We start from the raw sequence: 15,603 nt of genomic DNA, 5'->3' as shown, positions 1-15,603 counted from the left end.
ATGACCGAGTTCCTCCGCTTCACCGCCCCCGACCCCGAGGCCCACGCGCGTAGCGTCACCGCCTTGCGCGAGCAGCTGGCGCTTCTGCAGGTCGGCAGGGCCGTGGATGAGGCGGCCTTGCTGGAGGTGGTCGCCGATCTGGCGGGCCTCTTGATCACCGCCCGCCAGGAGGACGAAGCCTTGCAGCTCTTGAAGGCGCATGAGGCCCTGGCCGAGGCCGCGAGCCAAGCCTCGCCCGTGCTGTTCGAAGCCCTGGGCTGGTTCTGGTGTGCTTACGCCACCGCCTTGCAGTACCTGGGCCAACGTGCCGAGGCGGAGCCCATCTTCGCCCGTACCGTGGCCTTGTGTGAGGCCGGCGGCTGGGCGCGCTTGCGCGCCATGGTGCTGCAGCACTGGGGCCGCAGCTTGGCGGAGCAGGGGCGCTTCGACGAGGCGGAATCGCGCTTCCACGAGGCCCTGGCCCTGAGGGTGCAGCTGCAAGACCCGAAGCAGGCCACCACGCGCGAGGCGTTGGCGCTGTTGGCGCAGTTGCGCGATCGGGCTTGAGCGGCCCCTCATGATCTCGGACGACCTGCTGGCCCGCCTGGCCGCACCCATCGAATCCCCCCGCCTGTGGCTGGAGCCCCTGCGTGCTACCCATGCGGCCGAGCTGTTTGAAGGCTTGCAAGAGCCCGAGCTCTACCGCTGGATCTCCATGCACAAGCCCGACAGCGTGGAGGCCCTGGCCGCCCATTGGCGAATGCTGGAGGGCCGACGTTCACCCGATGGCCAGTTCGCCTGGCCGATTTGGGTTTTGCGGCGCAAAGCCGATGGGCGCTGTCTGGGTCGGCTGGATGCCGAGATCGATGCGCAGCTGAACGCACCCAATCTCGGCTACTACTTGCTGCGCCCCGCCTGGGGCCAGGGCTATGCCAGCGAGGCGGTGCAAGCCACCACGGCCGCGTTGCGTGAGCGCGGCGTGCGGCGCATCGTCAGCACGGTGACGGTGGGCAACCAGGCCTCGGCGCGGGTGCTGCAAAAAGCCGGCTTCGTTTTCGATCGCATCCTGAAAGACAACGACTGCATCGCCGGCCAGATGCACGACGACGAGGCGTATGTCTGGACGGCAGACGCGCTCTCAGCGCCCGCTGCTTGAGGAGCCGGCCGCCGCCTCGGGCTTGAGCCCCGTGCGCTGCGCCCGCAGATGCCGGGCGATGTTGACAAAGCTGTCCACCCAGAAGCGCTCCGGGTGGGCCGCCAGATGCTGGAGCAAGGCCTGGTGGGCTTCCTTGGAGACACTCAGATGGTCGCCGCCGATGCCGTGGAAGGTGAGGCTGGCCAGCGTGCCCTGAGCGGCCGCCTGTTCGACGATGGCGATCAGCTCGGCGCCGCTCGAGCCCACCGGCCCGGCCGTGGGCACATCGGCCAGGTCCAGCTTGGCCAGCGAAGGCACGACCCCGCCCACGCGCGTCTTCATGGCCAGAAACTCGCCCGCCACGGCTGGGAGGTAAGGCTTGCCGCCGGCCAGTGGATCCGTGCAGGGGGCGGTGTAGGTGCGCTGGGTCTGGCCGTCGATGGCATGCAAGTAGGCATTGGCCAGCTGCACCTCTTCCAGCATCTGAGCCACGCTGATCTTGTCGAGATCGCGGTGCGGCGCCACCCAATCGCGGCCGGGCGCCGAGCGGGAGCAGGGGTGGAACAGGGTGTGGTTGCCCAGTTCATGGCCCGCGGCCGCGGCACGCCGCCATTCCGGCAGGCGTTGCCGGACGACCGGGCTGGCCAGGGTCAGGTAGAAGCTGGCTTTGAGGCCCAGCGCGTTCAGCGCCGGGATGGCGTGGTCGAGCTGGCTGTCCAGGGCGTCGTCGTAGGACAGGCTGACCGCCGCCCGGGCGCCGCCGGGCCAGCTGAAAGCAGGGCTGGGTGCCTGGGCCCAGCTACCGGCACTGCTGCCGAGTAAACAGGCCGTCAGCAGCAGGCTGCGCAGCCGGGCCGGGACGAGGGCCCGGCGAGACGGGTTCTTCATGGGCTTCATCATCATGCGCATTCGATCGCGGGAGGGTGGGTCGCACCCGACGGGCAGCCGGGCTCAGCGCGGCGATGATACGCAGGGCCTGGCCCCTGCCGCCTTGTCGCGCCTTCACGCTTTGCAAAACCTTGACCTGGACGCCGCCCTTCCTCTCATGACTCCGCGCCCCCAAGCCAACTCTGTCGACACGCCCGAGCCGCGCGCACCGTTGCCGATGCGCCAGCTCGATGTCCGCCACGCCGTGGCCTTGTGTGTGGGCATGGTGGTGGGGGCGGGCATCTTCAAGACCTCGCCCATGGTGGCCCAGGCCTTGTCGGGGGACGCGGCCTTGCTGGCCGCCTGGGGCTTGGGCGGCCTGCTGTCCTTCATCGGCGCCCTGTGTTTTGCCGAGCTGGCGGCGGCTTTCCCCGACCCCGGTGGCGATTACCACTTCCTGCGCCGGGCCTATGGGCACCGCCTGGGCTTTCTGTTCGCCTGGTCGCGCTTTGCCGTCATTCACACCGGCTCCATGGCCTTGCTGGCTTTTGTCTTTGGCGACTATCTGGCCCAGGTGCTGGATCTCAGCCCTTGGTTGGGCCACCACGCCAGTGCGGCGCTGGCGGCCGGGCTGATCGTGCTGCTGACGGTGCTGAACCTGCGCGGCGTGCGAGTGGGCCTGGGCACGCAGCTGGGGCTGCTGGCCGTGGTGATCGTGGCCCTGCTGGCGCTGGCCCTCGGTGCCGGCAGCCAGATCCTGGCGGGGCAGGCCGCGCAGGCGCCCGCCTTGCCGGGCCAGGCGATCCGCCACGATTGGGGCATGGCCCTGGTCTTTGTGTTCCTGGCCTACGGCGGCTGGAGTGATGCGGCCACGCTCTCGGCCGAGATGCGCGACCCGCAGCGCGGCATCGTGCGCGCCCTGCTTTGGGGTCTGGGTCTGGTCACCGGCCTCTACCTTCTGGCCAACTGGGCCTATCTGCAGGTGCTGGGCCTGGAGGGCCTGGCGCGCAGCGAGGCGCCGGCGGCCGATCTGATGCGAGCGGCCTTCGGTGCGCCGGGCGAGTTCCTGATGGTGGCCCTGGTCAGTCTGACGGCGCTGTCGGTGATGAACGCCATCTTCATCGCCAGCCCGCGCACCACCTACGCCGCCGCCCGCGATCTGGCGGCCGAGCTGCAGCTGGCCCGCTGGGACCCGCAGCGCGGCACACCCACCGCCGCCGTGTTGGCCACCGGCGCCGTGGCCCTGGCCCTGGTGGGCATGGGCGCGCTGACGCGCGACGGCTTTTCGACCCTGGTGGACTACCTCTCGCCCGTCTACTGGGCGTTCATGAGCTTGAGCGCCCTGGCGCTGATCGTGCTGCGCCGGCGCGAGCCGCGGGCGCCGCGGCCCTTTCGCGTGCCGCTCTATCCCTGGCTGCCCCTGGTGTTTGCGGCCAGCAGCCTCTATTTGTTCGGTGCCAGCGTGCTCTACGTCAAGGTCGGCGCCCTGGTGGGCCTGCTGGTCCTGGCCCTGGGCCTGCCGCTGCTGGTGTGGCGCCGTGGTCCTGCGTCGGCCTAGCATTGAATTCACACGGAGTTTGAAAGAGTTTGACCGGGCTGCTGCAGGCGCAGAGCCGGCTTAGCCTAGGGGTATGAAAGACCTTCTGTTTCCTGAGCCCCCGGCTGCAGCCGAGATCGAGCGTCTGGACCAGGTGCTCAGCGAGCGCCAGAGCGCATGGTGGGATGCGTTCTATGCCCGGCGCGAAGGCCGGCAGGTGCCCTTCTTTGGGCGCGCGCCCGATGAGAGCCTGGCGGCCTGGGTGGAGGCCGGAGACATCCAGCCCGGCCCGGCCCTCGATCTGGGCTGCGGCAACGGCCGCAACACGGTCTACCTGGCCCTGGCCGGTTTTGCTGCCGAGGGTGTGGACTACGCCAACGAGGCCATCGCCTGGGCGGGCCAGCGCGCCCGGGAGGCCGGCCTGCCCAGCCTGCCCTTGACGGCCTGTTCAGTCTTTGATTTGCAGCGGCCCTTGGGCCACTACGCCCTGGTCTGTGATTCCGGTTGTTTTCACCACCTGCCACCCCATCGGCGCGCGCTGTACCGGGACCAGCTGCTGGCCTGGCTGCGCCCGGGCGGCGTGCTGGCGCTGTGCTGCTTCCGGCCCGAGGGCGGCAGCGGCCTCAGCGATGACGAGGTTTACGAGCGCGGCACCCTGGGAGGCGGGCTGGGCTACGACGAGGATCAGCTGCGCGGCTTCTGGGGCGCCACGTTTGACATCGAATGCCTGCGGCCCATGCGTGCCCAGGCCCCGGGCAGCGCGCTGTTTGGCGCCGAGTGTTTGTGGGTCATGCGGGCGCGCAAGCCTCAGGTCTGAGCCGGGTCTGAGGGTCGGGGCGCGGCGTTGGTCTCCATGTAGGCTGCGTCGAACAGGGCGCAGCCGCCTTTTCCGTTGCGCTTGACGGTGTACATGGCCAGGTCGGCGCGTCGGCGCAGCAGGCCGCTGTTGTCGCCATGGTCGGGGTACAGGCTGATGCCGATGCTGCAGCCGATGTGCAGCTGGGCCTCGGCCGTGTCGATGGGGGCGGCCAGTGACTGGACCAACTTCTCGGCCACGGCGGTGGCGGCCTGCGCGTCGCTCAGCTCACTCAGCACCACCAGAAACTCATCGCCGCCGATGCGGGCCGCGGTGTCGCGCGCGCGCAGGGCTTGCTGCAGCCGCCGCGCCACCTCTTTCAGCACCGCATCGCCGGCGGCGTGGCCGTGGCGATCGTTGGCGTCTTTGAATCCGTCCAGGTCGATGAAGAGCAGGCCGACGCGGGCCTGGCTGCGGGCCGCGGCGTGCAGCGCCATATTCAGCCGATCGGTGGCCAGGCTGAGGTTGGGCAGGCCGGTCAGGGGGTCGTGGATGGCTTGCTGGGCGATCAGATCGCGCTGCCGCTGCAGCTCGGCCAGCATGCCCAGCAGGGCCTGGCGGAAGGAGACCAGGGCCGTCAGCACCAGGGCTACCACGGCCATGGTGGTGAGCAGGGTGGCCAGCCAGGCGCTGGGCGTGACCATATAGTGCTGCGGGTCGAAAGACAGGCGCAGCATGCCGCTGGAAAAGCCGGCCCCGACCCCGCTCATCAGCAGCACCGCGGCCAGCACGCCGAGCAGGGCGACCCGGGGCGGGTAGATCAGGGCCATCAGCATGCAGCTGACCAGCAGCCAGAGCAGGCCGGTGCCCAGCAAGCCCAGTGACACCAGGGCCGCCATGCCCACGCACCAGAAGATGCTGTTGAGGATCAGGCCCTTGAGGCGCCAGCTCAGCCGATGGCGCTGCGAGTGCAGCGCCAGGTAGCCCAGACCGATGGCCAGGAACAGGCTGTAGAGAGGCAGCCAGCCGGTGCTGAAGGCGCGGGTGAGCGAGGCCGGCACGCCGATCAAGGTGATCCACAGCCCGCCTTGCCAAATGTTCTCGATCAGGGCGGCGTGGACCTCGTCCAGCTCGGCGGCCTGGGTGGGGGTGGCGGGAAGCAGGGCTCTCAGCCAGCGCATGGATGCACTCCTCGGGGTGGTCCGGGCCATGCTAGCGCCGGAGCTCGCCAAGGTGCAGAGGGAATGTGCTCGCCCCCCAGTGGAGGGCGTGGCGCTCTTTCCTCACTGTGGCGCTTCATGCACACTGCGCGCATGCGTTCCGAAGAAGAAGTTGTTGTTCCCGCTCCTGCCGCGCCGGCTCCCGCCGCCGGCCCGTCCCGCGCCAGCGCGCCGTATTTCGATCCCAGCATCCATGCCCACACCGCGTTTGAAGATGCCCAGGCCATCTTCACCGGCGTGCTTTTCGTGTCCCTGGCCCTGATCCTGTTTGCCCAGGTCGGCCTGCTGACCGGCGGCACGGCCGGCGCCGCGTTTGTGCTGCATTACGCCACCAGCATCAGCCTGGGCAAGCTGTTCTTCATCATCAACATCCCCTTTTACTGGTTTGCCTGGCAGCGCATGGGGCGCGAGTTCACACTCAAGACCTTCATCGCCATCGCCTGGCTGTCGGCGCTGACCGAGTGGTCGCCCAAGCTCTTCGCCATCGAGCGCCTGCACCCGGCTTATGCCGCCGTGCTGGGCGGCTTGCTGCTCGGCTCGGGCTGCCTGTTTCTGGCCCGGCATCGTGCCAGCCTGGGCGGCGCCACCATCGTGTCGCTCTACCTCCAGCATGCGAAAGGCTGGCGGGCCGGCAAGGTGCAGATGGGCATCGACTGCGTGATCGTGCTGTGCGCGCTGACCGTGGTGGACCCGACCCGCGTGGCCTATTCGGTGCTGGCGGCGGTGGTGATGAACCTCTTCATCGCCGTCAACCACAAGCCGGGTCGTTACGCCGTGCTTTGACGGGCTGCGGGCCGGGCTGGGGTCACGGCCTTCAAGTATTCTTGGCGCTTCCTCGGTTGGGGCATGCTGCCCCGGGAGCCTTGCCCATGCGTCCTGTCGATCTTCCGCGTGCTCTGGTCTTGAGCGCTTTGGCCTTCAGCCTGAATCTGCAGGCCGCAGCGCCGCTGCCGGCCGACACCATCTACCTGCACGGTGATGTGGTTACCATGAATGATGGCCAGCCCAGCGCCCAGGCCCTGGCCGTGCGTGCCGGCCGCATCCAGGCGGTGGGCAGCGAGGCCGAGGTGCGCGCCCTGCAAGGCGCCAAGACCCGGGTGGTGGACCTCAAGGGTCAGGCCTTGCTGCCGGGCTTTGTCGATGCCCATGGCCATGTCTCGCTGACGGGCCTGCAGGCCGTCTCGGCCAATCTGCTGCCGCCGCCGGACGGCAAGGGCAGCAGCGTGGCCGCCATCCAGGGCCTGCTGCGCGACTACGCCAAGGGCCCGGTGGCGCGCAGCCACAAGATCATCCTTGGCTTCGGCTATGACGAGGCGCAGTTGAAAGAGCGCCGGGCGCCCACCCGCCAGGAGCTGGACGCGGTGTCCCAAGACCTTCCGGTGATCATCATTCACCAGAGCGGCCATCTGGGCGTGCTCAACAGCAAGGCATTGAAGCTGGCCGGCCTGAACGCCGACAGCAAGGACCCCGAAGGTGGCCACATCCAGCGCGAGGCCGATGGCAAGACGCCCAACGGCGTGCTGGAAGAAACCGCTTGGTTCAGTGCCGGCATGGGCCTGGTCCAGCCCTCGCCGCAGGACTATGCCGCCATGCTGCTGGAGGGCCAGAAGCTGTACGCCAAGTTCGGCTTCACCACCGGCCAGGACGGCCGCTCGGACGAGGCCAGCAACAAGACCTGGGTGGCGCTGTCGCAAGGCGGCAAGATGCTGATCGACCTGGTCTCCTACCCCGACATCACCTTGCCCTTCACTGCGGGCCTGATGGACCAGCCGGGCGGCTTTTGGGGCCGCGAGTACAAAGGCGGTTTCCGCATCGGCGGCGTCAAGCTGAGCCTCGATGGCTCGCCCCAGGGCAAGACGGCCTTCCTGACCCACCCCTATCACCACCCGCCGGCCGGTAAGGCCGACGACTACCGCGGCTACCCCGCGCTCAGCGATGAGGCCACCCAGCAGGCGGTGGATCAAGCCTATGCCAAGGGCTGGCAGCTGCTGGTGCACACCAATGGCGATGCGGCGTCCGACCAGATGCTGCGCGCCGTCGACGCAGCCACGGCCAAGTACGGCGCGGCCGACCGGCGCACGGTGATGATCCATGCCCAGACCGTGCGCGAGGACCAGCTGGACGCCATGAAGCGCCTGGCCGTGACGCCGAGTTTCTTCGGCATGCATGCTTATTACTGGGGCGATTGGCACCGCGACGAGACCCTGGGCCCGGTGCGCGGCGACCGCATCTCGCCGGCGCAATCGGCGCTGCGCCGCCAGATGATCTTCACCCAGCACCACGATGCGCCGGTGGCCTTCCCCGACGCCATCGCCATCCTCGACGCGGTGGTCAACCGCCGCACCCGCAGCGGCGACATCCTGGGCCCGGACCAGCGCCTGCCGGTCGAGGTGGCGCTCAAGTCCATCACCTTGTGGGCCGCCTGGCAGCATTTCGAGGAGGCGAGCAAGGGCTCGCTGGAGGTGGGCAAGCTGGCCGATCTGGTGGTGCTGTCCAAGAACCCGCTGACCGTGCCGCCGGCCCAGCTGCGCAGCATCCAGGTGCGCGAGACCATCAAGGCCGGCCGCAGCATTTACCGCGCTCCGGCGGCCCGCTGACTTGCGCGCGGATCGCCATCCCGAGGCGGCCACCGTCCAGGCGCTGTACTACGGCGCCCGGCGGCGCCGCATGTTCCGCATCGGCACCTATCTGGCCCTGATCCGGGCCATGGCGGTGGGCGAGCTGGTGCAGGTGTTCTACAGCCACAGCGAGCTGGTGCCGCGCACCCAGGCGCGCCTGGCCCGTACGCGCAACACCTTGCGCGAGCTGATCTGCCATGGCCTGGGCTCGCCGCAAGGCCAGGCGGCGCTGCAGCGCTTGCGCGCCGCCCATGCGCCGGTGCGGGCCGAAGCCGACGATTTCCGCTATGTGCTGGCGCTCTTCATGCTGGAGCCCCTGCGCTGGAACGCCGCCCACGGCGGCACGCCGCTGAGCGAGGCCGAGCAGACCCTGCTGCTGGATTTCTGGGCCCAGGTGGGCGAGGCCATGGGCATTCCCGAGGTCCGCCTGAGCCCGGCGCAGTGGCTGGACTTTCAGCAGCGCTATGAGGCGCGGCACTGGCGCTTCACGCCCGAGGGCCAGCGCCTGGCGTCCGCTTGCTTGCAGGAGGTGGTGACGCTGTCTTTGCCGCACGGCAGCCGGTCATTGTTCCGGCAGCTGATGCGGGTCAGCATGGACCCGGCCTTGGCGGCGCTGCTGCAGCTGCCCGTCGCGGCAGGGCCGGTCGCCTGGGCCTTGCGCGGCTGGCTGCGCTGGACCACGACTTGATTGGCCGAGCTGAGCCCGTCTGAATCGGACGTCAGCTGAAGTAGCGCTGGCGCAGCCGGGCGTAGCGGCCGTCGCGGCGCAGCTGATCGAGTGCCGCCTGCAGGCCGAGCACCACGCGATCGTCGCTGTCCGGATGCAGGCCGTACCAGTAGCTGTGGCGGGTGTCCAGCTCCAACACAGGGCGCAGGGTGCTGTAGTCCAGGCGCAGCTGCTTGAGGTGCCATGCGGCGGCCCAGTCGAGCAGCACGATCAGGTCCATGCGGCTGGCCAGCAGCTTGCGCAGATTGCTGCCGTCATCGAGCGCCAGCTCCAGCTCCTCGCCGGCGCGCAGGCCCTCGCTTTGTAGCTGGCGCGCGGCCGCCGATTCGCGCACCACGCCGACCTTGAGCCCGCGCAGCTGGGGCAGTTCGCGCAGGTCTTTCAAGTCCTTCAGGGCCGGAATGTCGCGGCGCTTGCTCAGGCTGTAGAGCATGATGCGGCGCTCGCTGATCGGGCCGACCCAGCGGTACTTGCCCTCGCGTTCGGGCAGGCGGGTCAGCGAGTAAAGAATGCTGTTGCTTTGTGCCGCGGCCGCTTGCACGGCACGCGGCCAGGGCTGGACCTGGATGTCCAGCTCCAGGCGTGCCTGAGCGGCCATCATGCGCAGGAGTTCGCTGCTGAAGCCGGCGGTCTGGCCCGCTTCGTCCTGGAAGTTCAGGGGCGGCAGGTGCTCGGTGAATGCTTGCAGAGGGGCTGAGGGCAGGGCGGCCATGGGCCGCGTCTGCGCGGCAGCAATGCCCAGGCCTAGATAGACGCTCAGGCCGGCCAGCGTGCATTCACGACGGCGCATAGCGATCCAGCGGCAAAGCGAACAAGCGCCCCGAGGGGCGCAGCAACTGTCGACCCACGTCCCAGGCTCAAGAAGAACTGCAAGGGCCGCAGTCTACGGTCGTCAGACCGCCGAGAAACTTACATCGGCGACGGCGTGCCGGCCATGCGGTCATATTTGACGAAGAACTGGCGCGCTTTAGCCACCAGCTGCGCTTCGGTCGGGTGGTCCACGGTTTCGTAGGCCACGATGTGCTTGGCGATCTGCGGGCGGTGCTTGTCGGCGTAGTGCTTGAAGTCGCTTTGTGCGGTGCTCGATCCGACCACCAGCACTTCCTCGATGCCCTTCAGCGCCTCGCAGACTTCACCAAAGAACTCATGCTCGCTGCGCACCGCGCTGCCGTGTTGCTTGGTGTGGTGGCTGTGGGCCTTGATCTTCTCGGCCTGCACATGCTCGGCGTCGAACTGCAGAACCTTGGCTTGCTGATGGTCGAGCCAGACAACGGCGTGGAAGGTGGTGGTGTGCGAGGTGGGGGTGGAGCTCATGCTTGCGGTCCTTGTGAATGAACGGGGTTTCGAGAAAAGAAAAGAAGGGGGCGAACAAAACGTCGAGCGGTACAGCGGTGCTTCCAGACCTTGGTGGCATTCCGGCGACCTGTCTGTCTGCTCGCGCACTGGGGGGGGCTGGTCGAGGCTGGTGGCCCTGGCGCAGCCGGGCATCCGCTGCTTCAGTGCAGATGGGGTTGCGCGCCTTCATGCTGGGCCTGGCACTGCAGGCAGCGCCGGCTGCTGGGGCTGGCCTGGAGGCGGGCGAACGCAATCGCCTCGCCGCAGTCCTGGCAAAGACCGAAGTCCTCGTGATCCAGGGCCCCCAGGGCGGCGATCAGCTCGCGCAGCGATTGCAGGGTCTGGTCGCTGCGCGCCAGATCGACTTCGCGGCTGGCATCCAGCGCCGGCTCACGCTGGCTGTTGCCATCGCCGTCCTGCAGCAAGGCTTCGCGCGCATGTTCGACCCGGCTCAGCGTGCCCAGCTGTCCGTCGAGTTCACGTTCCAGCTCGCGCTGCCGGCGCAGCAATTCCTCGCGCAGCTGTTGAATCTGGGTGGCGTTGAGGCGTGGCGTCATGGCGATCTCCTTGATGCCATCTTGGCAGCCTGGAGGCCGGCGGTGTTGACCTGGCTCAAGCCATGTGCAGGCGCCTGGCTTCGACCCCCGGGGCGGCCAGACTCCCCCAAAAGAGGGAGTCGCTGTGCGCATGGCATCTCGTACCATCGCGCCCGTTTGTAAAAAGTAGTAACGAGCCGAGGTGCGCGCGCGGGCCATCCGCTGCGGAGCCTTGTCAAGAACAACGACTCAACGAGGGAAACAATCCATGATGAAACCATCTCGCATGGCCGAGCGCGTGACGCGCTGGGCTTTGGCGCCGGGCCTGGCGCTGGTGCTGACCGCCTGCGGTGGCGGTGGCAGTTCGGAACCCCCGGCGCCCCCGCCGGTGCCACCCACGCCGGTGCCCGAGACCTTGAGCATCACCGCCCCCACGGTCGGGGACATCGCCGAGCCCACCGCCTTCGGCAACAGCGCCGCCACAGTCAGCAAGCTTTCCTACAGCTGGGACTTCGGCGACGGCACGGCCGTCAGCACCGAGGCCGCGCCCAAGCACCAGTTTGCCAAGCCGGGCGACTATGAAGTGAAGCTGCGCGTCAGCAACGAGGCCGGCCAGTTCAAGGAAGTCAAGACCACCATCTCGGTCAACAACCAGGCGGCCGTGCGCGGCCTGGAGTGCACGGGCGCCCAGGAAACCGGCTGGTGCTGGCAGGCGCCGCGGCCGACCGGCCACGCCCTGAGCTCGATCACCTTTGCCACTGCCACCACGGGCTGGCGCGTGGGCGCTTACGGTGAAATCTTCAAGACGGTCGATGGCGGTCAAACTTGGGTGCGTCAACGAAGCGGTGTGAACGCGGACCTGCAAGAAGTGGTCTTTGTCGATGACAAGATCGGCTGGGTCCGTGGTGCGAACAGCACGCTGCTCAGCACCCGCGACGGTGGCAGCACCTGGACGGCGGTGGCAGCTCCCTGGCAGTTTGACAATGACAGCGGCAAGCTGTCCATCCTGGCCGATGGCAGCCTGCAGTACAGCGCGTACGGGACGATCTACCTCAGCCCCGATGCTGGAAAAACTTGGAGCATGAGCACGGGCAATGCCTTGGTCGGCACGGCAGGTGGCGCCTACTTGAGCTTGGCGGGCGATAAGTTGCAGCGTTACAGCAGCATCAAGGCCACAGCGGTCGATGTACTGCAACTCAAGGACACCGACGGAAGCTCCTTCTATGGTTACAGCACGTCAATCAATCCGGTTGGCGACAAGACGGTGATCGTGCGGGCCCGCAATTATGGCAATTGGGATCCTGTCACGTACCAGTATGTTTATCGACAAGCCCTGTGGCGCAGCGATGACGCGGGTCTGACCTGGTCGCGCCTGGCCATCACGGGCCTCGGCAATGATTCCGACACCTTGCAGCTGCGTTCTTTGGATGGGGCCGCCAAGACCTTGGTCGGCCAGATGGGTGGCGTGCTGTACCGCTCCGAAGATGGCGGAGCCAGCTGGGTGCAAGCCTCGCCGGTCGGCACCTACGGACTGCGCACGGTCTTTGCTCAAGGCGCCCGCCTCTACGCCCAATGGGATACGGTCCTGCGATACAGCGATGACCTGGGCCGCAGTTGGAAGGACATGAGCTTGCCCGCTGCGTTCAAGTCCAACAGCTATTTCAACTCCCTGGCCTTCCGCGAAGCCGGCGCCGCCTTGATGCTGGTCGACAGCGAGCGTGGTAGCTATGTCAGCCTGGACAAAGGGGCGACCTGGGTGCTTGTGCGCGAGGGCAGCTCCAGCTCCCAAGGTTCGCCGCATTCGGTGGCCTTCCGCGATGCCAAGAACGGTGCCATGGTCAACACCCGTGGAGAGCTGTACCAGAGTACCGATGGCGGCAAGACCTGGACGCTCAAGCGCTCGGATCTCAATAGCAACAGCTACTACCCTTACAACGGCGGTCGGCTGCAGTTCCTGAATGCCAAGACCGGTTATTTGCTGAGCTTGGACCGTCGCCTCTACAAGACGTCCGATGGTGGCGAAAGCTGGGCTTCGGGTCTGGGCAGCACCTTGTGGACCGGCATGGGCTTCACCGATGAGAGCAAGGGCTGGGCCCGTAGCGACGGTGGCAAGTTCTGGCTGACCCGTGATGGCAGCAGCAACTGGACCGAGTTGCCCCAGCCGAGTTTTACGCTGATGGATATCCGCGTCGAAGCCGGAACGGCCTTGACCGCGGTGGGCAGCGGTGGCGCCATTGCCCAGAGCAGCGACGACGGCAAGACCTGGGCCTTGCGCTACACCGGCTTGCGCGAAACGCTGAACCGCGTCTATTCGCCCGATGGCAAGACCTACTGGGCCATCGGCGCCGCTGGCACCGTGCTGCGCTCCGACGACGCCGGCGTGAGCTGGACCAAGCAGCTGGTGCCTGTGCCTTCGCAAGCCGGCCTGCTCGACATCCAGTTCCTGGATGCCAAGAACGGCTGGATCGTCGGTGAGCAAGGCACGATCCTGGTGACCCGCGACGGTGGCAAGACCTGGACCCCGCAGGCCTCGGGCACGCGCAAGTCGCTGTTCTCGGTGCAGATCGTGGACATCCGAACCGGCTGGATCGTCGGCGCCGAAGGCACCTTGCTGGCCACCGGATCGGGCGGCAACTGAGCTTGGATGGTTGAGCCGGCTCCACGGAGCTGAAGGCCGAGGCGCTGCAAGGCGCCTCGGCCTTTCTTGTTTCTGGAGGCCGCCTGCGGCTCGCCGCCACGGGCATGGGAAAATCTGCGACTTCCGCAGTCTTTGGCACGGGTCTGTCCGGCCCTCAAACCCCATGTCTTTTTCTTCTTCGTCCTCCTCTTCCGTCACGCCCCAGTACACCGTCAGCGATTTCGATTTCGAACTGCCGCCCGAGCTGATCGCCCAGCATCCGGCGGCCGAGCGCAGCGGTTCGCGCCTGCTTGATGGCCGCAGCGATGTGCCGGTGGACCGCGTGTTTCGCGAGCTGCCCGATCTGCTCAACCCCGGCGACCTGCTGGTCTTCAACAACACCAAGGTGATCAAGGCCCGCATGTACGGCGCCAAGGCGACCGGTGGCTCGGTCGAGGCGCTGATCGAACGGGTGCTGCCCGGCACGCAGGAGGTCTGGGCCCATGTGCGGGCCAGCAAATCGCCCAAGCCGGGCAGCTGGATCCGCTTCAACGAGGCCTTTGATGCCGAGGTGCTGGGCCGCTGCGGCCCCGACGGCGGCATGTTCCATCTGCGCTTTCCCAGCGACCCCTTTGCCCTGCTGGAACAGCATGGCCATGTGCCGCTGCCGCCTTACATCGAGCATGCCGACGAGGCCGACGATGTGCGCCGCTACCAGACCGTGTTCGCCCGTGAGCCCGGCGCGGTGGCCGCGCCGACCGCCGCCCTGCATTTCGACGAAGCCCTGCTGGCCCGCATGAGCGAGCGCGGCATCGCCTCGGCCCATGTCACCTTGCACGTGGGCGCCGGCACCTTCCAGCCGGTGCGCGTCGAGCAGTTGAGCGAGCACAAGATGCACAGCGAATGGTTCGAGGTGCCGGCTGAGACGGTGGCCGCCGTGGCCGCCTGCCGGGCACGCGGCGGCCGGGTGGTGGCCGTGGGCACGACCACGCTGCGCGCGCTGGAATCGGCCGCGCAAGGCGGCACGCTGGTGGCCGGGGCGCGCGAGACCGAGATCTTCATCACGCCGGGCTTCAACTTCTGCGTGGTCGACAGCCTGGTCACCAATTTCCACCTGCCCAAGAGCACCTTGATGATGTTGGTCAGCGCCCTGGCCGGACATGGGCGGGTGATGGCGCTCTACCGCCACGCGATTGCGCAGCGCTACCGCTTCTTCAGCTACGGCGATGCCATGCTGCTGCAGCGCGCCGGCGACTGAGTGAATGACGGAATGAATTGAATGGTGTTCGGCCCGCGGGTGGCGGGCCGGCGTCTAAGATCCAGCTTCAGCGTGCTGCGAGCAGCAAGGAGGCTGTCGATGCGGGACCGCTCATGGGGCGATGCCAGCGCTTGCGGTTCACCGCGAGCATGTCGACGCGTGCTGCTCCAGCTGCTGGCCCTGGCCGGCCTGGGATTCGGCGGCGCCGGCGGGCGCGGTTTGCGGGCGCAGGAGTCCGCCTTGCGGGTGGTCGGCAGTGCCGATCCGCCGTATCGGGTGTTCGGTGCCGACGGCCCTTCAGGCCTCTACTTTGATCTCATGCGCGAGGCGGCGAGGCGTCTGGCCTGGCCCGTGAGTTTCATCGAGGTGCCTTCGGCGCGGGCCTTCAAGATGATGGAAAACGGCGAGGCCGACCTCATGCTGGGGCCCTTGCTGACCCCCGAGCGCCAGCGGTTTCTGAGCTACACCCAGGTTCTTTTGCCTGCCGAGGACAAGGTGTTTTATGGCCGGCCGGATGCACCGCCCCTGCGCCGACTGGCGGATCTGGAAGGGCGAATGATCGCAGTCCACCGCGGCAAGCGCTATGGCGCAGCATTCGACGCGCTGCCGGGGCTGCGCTTGCAAGAGGTCAACGACTACCGCGTCGCGCTCGACATGGTGGCCCTGGGCCGCGTGGACCTGGCCGTGGTACCCGAACGCCAGGGCGACCTCCTGCTGCGTCAGCGGCAGCTGGACCTGCGCAAGCTGGCCCTGCGGCTGGAGGGCGAAACCGCCTACCTCGTGCTGTCGCGCCGTTCGCCTTGGCTGGCCCGCCAGGCGCAGTTGGAGCACGCATTTCAGGCCATGCGGGACGATGGCAGCTGGCAGCGTCTGGTTGCGGCCTATCGCTGAGCACCCCTGGGGGCGCGGCTGTGGACCGCGCAGACAATCACCTGCGGACGCTCGCCCGGTGCCGGTTTTGAGGCCAAGCCGGTCGAT

General features: G+C 67.8%; 15 protein-coding genes. 10 read left to right on the top strand and 5 right to left on the bottom strand.

Annotation, left to right across the window (positions count from 1 at the left end):
- Positions 1-546 carry a tetratricopeptide repeat protein gene (locus OOB33_RS02835; protein ID WP_271007577.1) on the top strand — a complete coding sequence of 182 codons (546 nt, stop codon included), beginning with the start codon at positions 1-3 and terminating at the stop codon, positions 544-546.
- Positions 547-556: 10 nt separating this feature from the next.
- Complete coding sequence (locus OOB33_RS02830; RefSeq protein ID WP_271007576.1) at positions 557-1,135, top strand: GNAT family N-acetyltransferase; 579 nt, start codon at positions 557-559, stop codon at positions 1,133-1,135.
- On the opposite strand, the gene OOB33_RS02825 is transcribed toward OOB33_RS02830, so the two are convergent.
- A complete protein-coding gene (locus OOB33_RS02825) occupies positions 1,118-2,002 on the bottom strand; it encodes a polysaccharide deacetylase family protein (protein WP_271007575.1) in 885 nt (294 codons plus the stop codon). The two genes, OOB33_RS02830 and OOB33_RS02825, sit on opposite strands and share 18 nt — an antisense overlap.
- Before the next feature lie 157 nt (positions 2,003-2,159).
- Between OOB33_RS02825 and OOB33_RS02820 the strand changes: the two genes are divergently transcribed.
- Positions 2,160-3,539 (top strand): APC family permease, encoded by a 1,380-nt coding sequence (locus OOB33_RS02820; RefSeq protein ID WP_271007574.1) that lies wholly within the window; start codon positions 2,160-2,162, stop codon positions 3,537-3,539.
- Between the two features lie 73 nt (positions 3,540-3,612).
- A complete protein-coding gene (locus OOB33_RS02815) occupies positions 3,613-4,335 on the top strand; it encodes a class I SAM-dependent methyltransferase (RefSeq protein ID WP_271007573.1) in 723 nt (240 codons plus the stop codon).
- On the opposite strand, the gene OOB33_RS02810 is transcribed toward OOB33_RS02815, so the two are convergent.
- On the bottom strand, positions 4,326-5,495 hold the full coding sequence (locus OOB33_RS02810) for a GGDEF domain-containing protein (RefSeq protein WP_271007572.1): 1,170 nt from the start codon (positions 5,493-5,495) through the stop codon (positions 4,326-4,328). The two genes, OOB33_RS02815 and OOB33_RS02810, sit on opposite strands and share 10 nt — an antisense overlap.
- Positions 5,496-5,627: 132 nt before the next feature.
- Between OOB33_RS02810 and OOB33_RS02805 the strand changes: the two genes are divergently transcribed.
- The 3 genes from OOB33_RS02805 to OOB33_RS02795 all read left to right on the top strand — a co-directional run bounded on the left by OOB33_RS02805 (position 5,628) and on the right by OOB33_RS02795 (position 8,840).
- Positions 5,628-6,317: a YitT family protein gene (locus tag OOB33_RS02805; RefSeq protein ID WP_271007571.1), complete on the top strand. Its 690-nt coding sequence runs from the start codon at positions 5,628-5,630 to the stop codon at positions 6,315-6,317.
- Between the two features lie 86 nt (positions 6,318-6,403).
- Positions 6,404-8,131, top strand: coding sequence for an amidohydrolase (locus tag OOB33_RS02800; protein WP_271007570.1), 1,728 nt, complete (start codon positions 6,404-6,406; stop codon positions 8,129-8,131).
- 1 nt (position 8,132) lies between these two features.
- Positions 8,133-8,840: an oxygenase MpaB family protein gene (locus OOB33_RS02795; protein WP_271007569.1), complete on the top strand. Its 708-nt coding sequence runs from the start codon at positions 8,133-8,135 to the stop codon at positions 8,838-8,840.
- Between the two features lie 31 nt (positions 8,841-8,871).
- On the opposite strand, the gene OOB33_RS02790 is transcribed toward OOB33_RS02795, so the two are convergent.
- The 3 genes from OOB33_RS02790 to OOB33_RS02780 all read right to left on the bottom strand — a co-directional run bounded on the left by OOB33_RS02790 (position 8,872) and on the right by OOB33_RS02780 (position 10,771).
- The gene (locus OOB33_RS02790; RefSeq protein WP_271007568.1) at positions 8,872-9,669 is read right to left on the bottom strand and encodes a substrate-binding periplasmic protein; all 798 of its coding nucleotides are present in this window, start codon (positions 9,667-9,669) and stop codon (positions 8,872-8,874) included.
- 119 nt (positions 9,670-9,788) lie between these two features.
- Positions 9,789-10,193: a hypothetical protein gene (locus OOB33_RS02785; RefSeq protein WP_102768975.1), complete on the bottom strand. Its 405-nt coding sequence runs from the start codon at positions 10,191-10,193 to the stop codon at positions 9,789-9,791.
- A 182-nt stretch (positions 10,194-10,375) separates the two neighbouring features.
- Positions 10,376-10,771 (bottom strand): TraR/DksA family transcriptional regulator, encoded by a 396-nt coding sequence (locus tag OOB33_RS02780; protein ID WP_271007567.1) that lies wholly within the window; start codon positions 10,769-10,771, stop codon positions 10,376-10,378.
- A 247-nt stretch (positions 10,772-11,018) separates the two neighbouring features.
- Here OOB33_RS02780 and OOB33_RS02775 point away from each other — a divergent pair, with 247 nt between their 5' ends.
- From OOB33_RS02775 to OOB33_RS02765, 3 genes are all read left to right on the top strand, one after another.
- Positions 11,019-13,388, top strand: coding sequence for a YCF48-related protein (locus OOB33_RS02775; RefSeq protein ID WP_271007566.1), 2,370 nt, complete (start codon positions 11,019-11,021; stop codon positions 13,386-13,388).
- A gap of 163 nt (positions 13,389-13,551) precedes the next feature.
- Positions 13,552-14,625, top strand: coding sequence for a tRNA preQ1(34) S-adenosylmethionine ribosyltransferase-isomerase QueA (gene queA, locus OOB33_RS02770; RefSeq protein ID WP_271007565.1), 1,074 nt, complete (start codon positions 13,552-13,554; stop codon positions 14,623-14,625).
- Between the two features lie 159 nt (positions 14,626-14,784).
- Positions 14,785-15,516: a substrate-binding periplasmic protein gene (locus OOB33_RS02765; RefSeq protein WP_271007564.1), complete on the top strand. Its 732-nt coding sequence runs from the start codon at positions 14,785-14,787 to the stop codon at positions 15,514-15,516.
- The last annotated feature ends 87 nt before the right edge of the window (positions 15,517-15,603 follow it).

The organism is Paucibacter sp. B51 (assembly GCF_027863535.1).
Lineage (GTDB): Bacteria > Pseudomonadota > Gammaproteobacteria > Burkholderiales > Burkholderiaceae_C > Paucibacter_A > Paucibacter_A aquatilis.
Note: the sequence above shows the minus strand (reverse complement) of the source record. Positions and strands in the feature narration are given on the sequence as shown.

What these genes read in the sequence shown, in the direction of transcription:
- OOB33_RS02835 (WP_271007577.1), top strand. Translation starts at nt 1, where the DNA reads ATGACCGAGTTCCTCCGCTTCACCGCCCCCGACCCCGAGGCCCACGCG.
- OOB33_RS02830 (WP_271007576.1), top strand. Translation starts at nt 557, where the DNA reads ATGATCTCGGACGACCTGCTGGCCCGCCTGGCCGCACCCATCGAATCC.
- OOB33_RS02825 (WP_271007575.1), bottom strand. Translation starts at nt 2,002, where the DNA reads ATGAAGAACCCGTCTCGCCGGGCCCTCGTCCCGGCCCGGCTGCGCAGC.
- OOB33_RS02820 (WP_271007574.1), top strand. Translation starts at nt 2,160, where the DNA reads ATGACTCCGCGCCCCCAAGCCAACTCTGTCGACACGCCCGAGCCGCGC.
- OOB33_RS02815 (WP_271007573.1), top strand. Translation starts at nt 3,613, where the DNA reads ATGAAAGACCTTCTGTTTCCTGAGCCCCCGGCTGCAGCCGAGATCGAG.
- OOB33_RS02810 (WP_271007572.1), bottom strand. Translation starts at nt 5,495, where the DNA reads ATGCGCTGGCTGAGAGCCCTGCTTCCCGCCACCCCCACCCAGGCCGCC.
- OOB33_RS02805 (WP_271007571.1), top strand. Translation starts at nt 5,628, where the DNA reads ATGCGTTCCGAAGAAGAAGTTGTTGTTCCCGCTCCTGCCGCGCCGGCT.
- OOB33_RS02800 (WP_271007570.1), top strand. Translation starts at nt 6,404, where the DNA reads ATGCGTCCTGTCGATCTTCCGCGTGCTCTGGTCTTGAGCGCTTTGGCC.
- OOB33_RS02790 (WP_271007568.1), bottom strand. Translation starts at nt 9,669, where the DNA reads ATGCGCCGTCGTGAATGCACGCTGGCCGGCCTGAGCGTCTATCTAGGC.
- OOB33_RS02785 (WP_102768975.1), bottom strand. Translation starts at nt 10,193, where the DNA reads ATGAGCTCCACCCCCACCTCGCACACCACCACCTTCCACGCCGTTGTC.
- OOB33_RS02780 (WP_271007567.1), bottom strand. Translation starts at nt 10,771, where the DNA reads ATGACGCCACGCCTCAACGCCACCCAGATTCAACAGCTGCGCGAGGAA.
- OOB33_RS02775 (WP_271007566.1), top strand. Translation starts at nt 11,019, where the DNA reads ATGATGAAACCATCTCGCATGGCCGAGCGCGTGACGCGCTGGGCTTTG.
- queA (WP_271007565.1), top strand. Translation starts at nt 13,552, where the DNA reads ATGTCTTTTTCTTCTTCGTCCTCCTCTTCCGTCACGCCCCAGTACACC.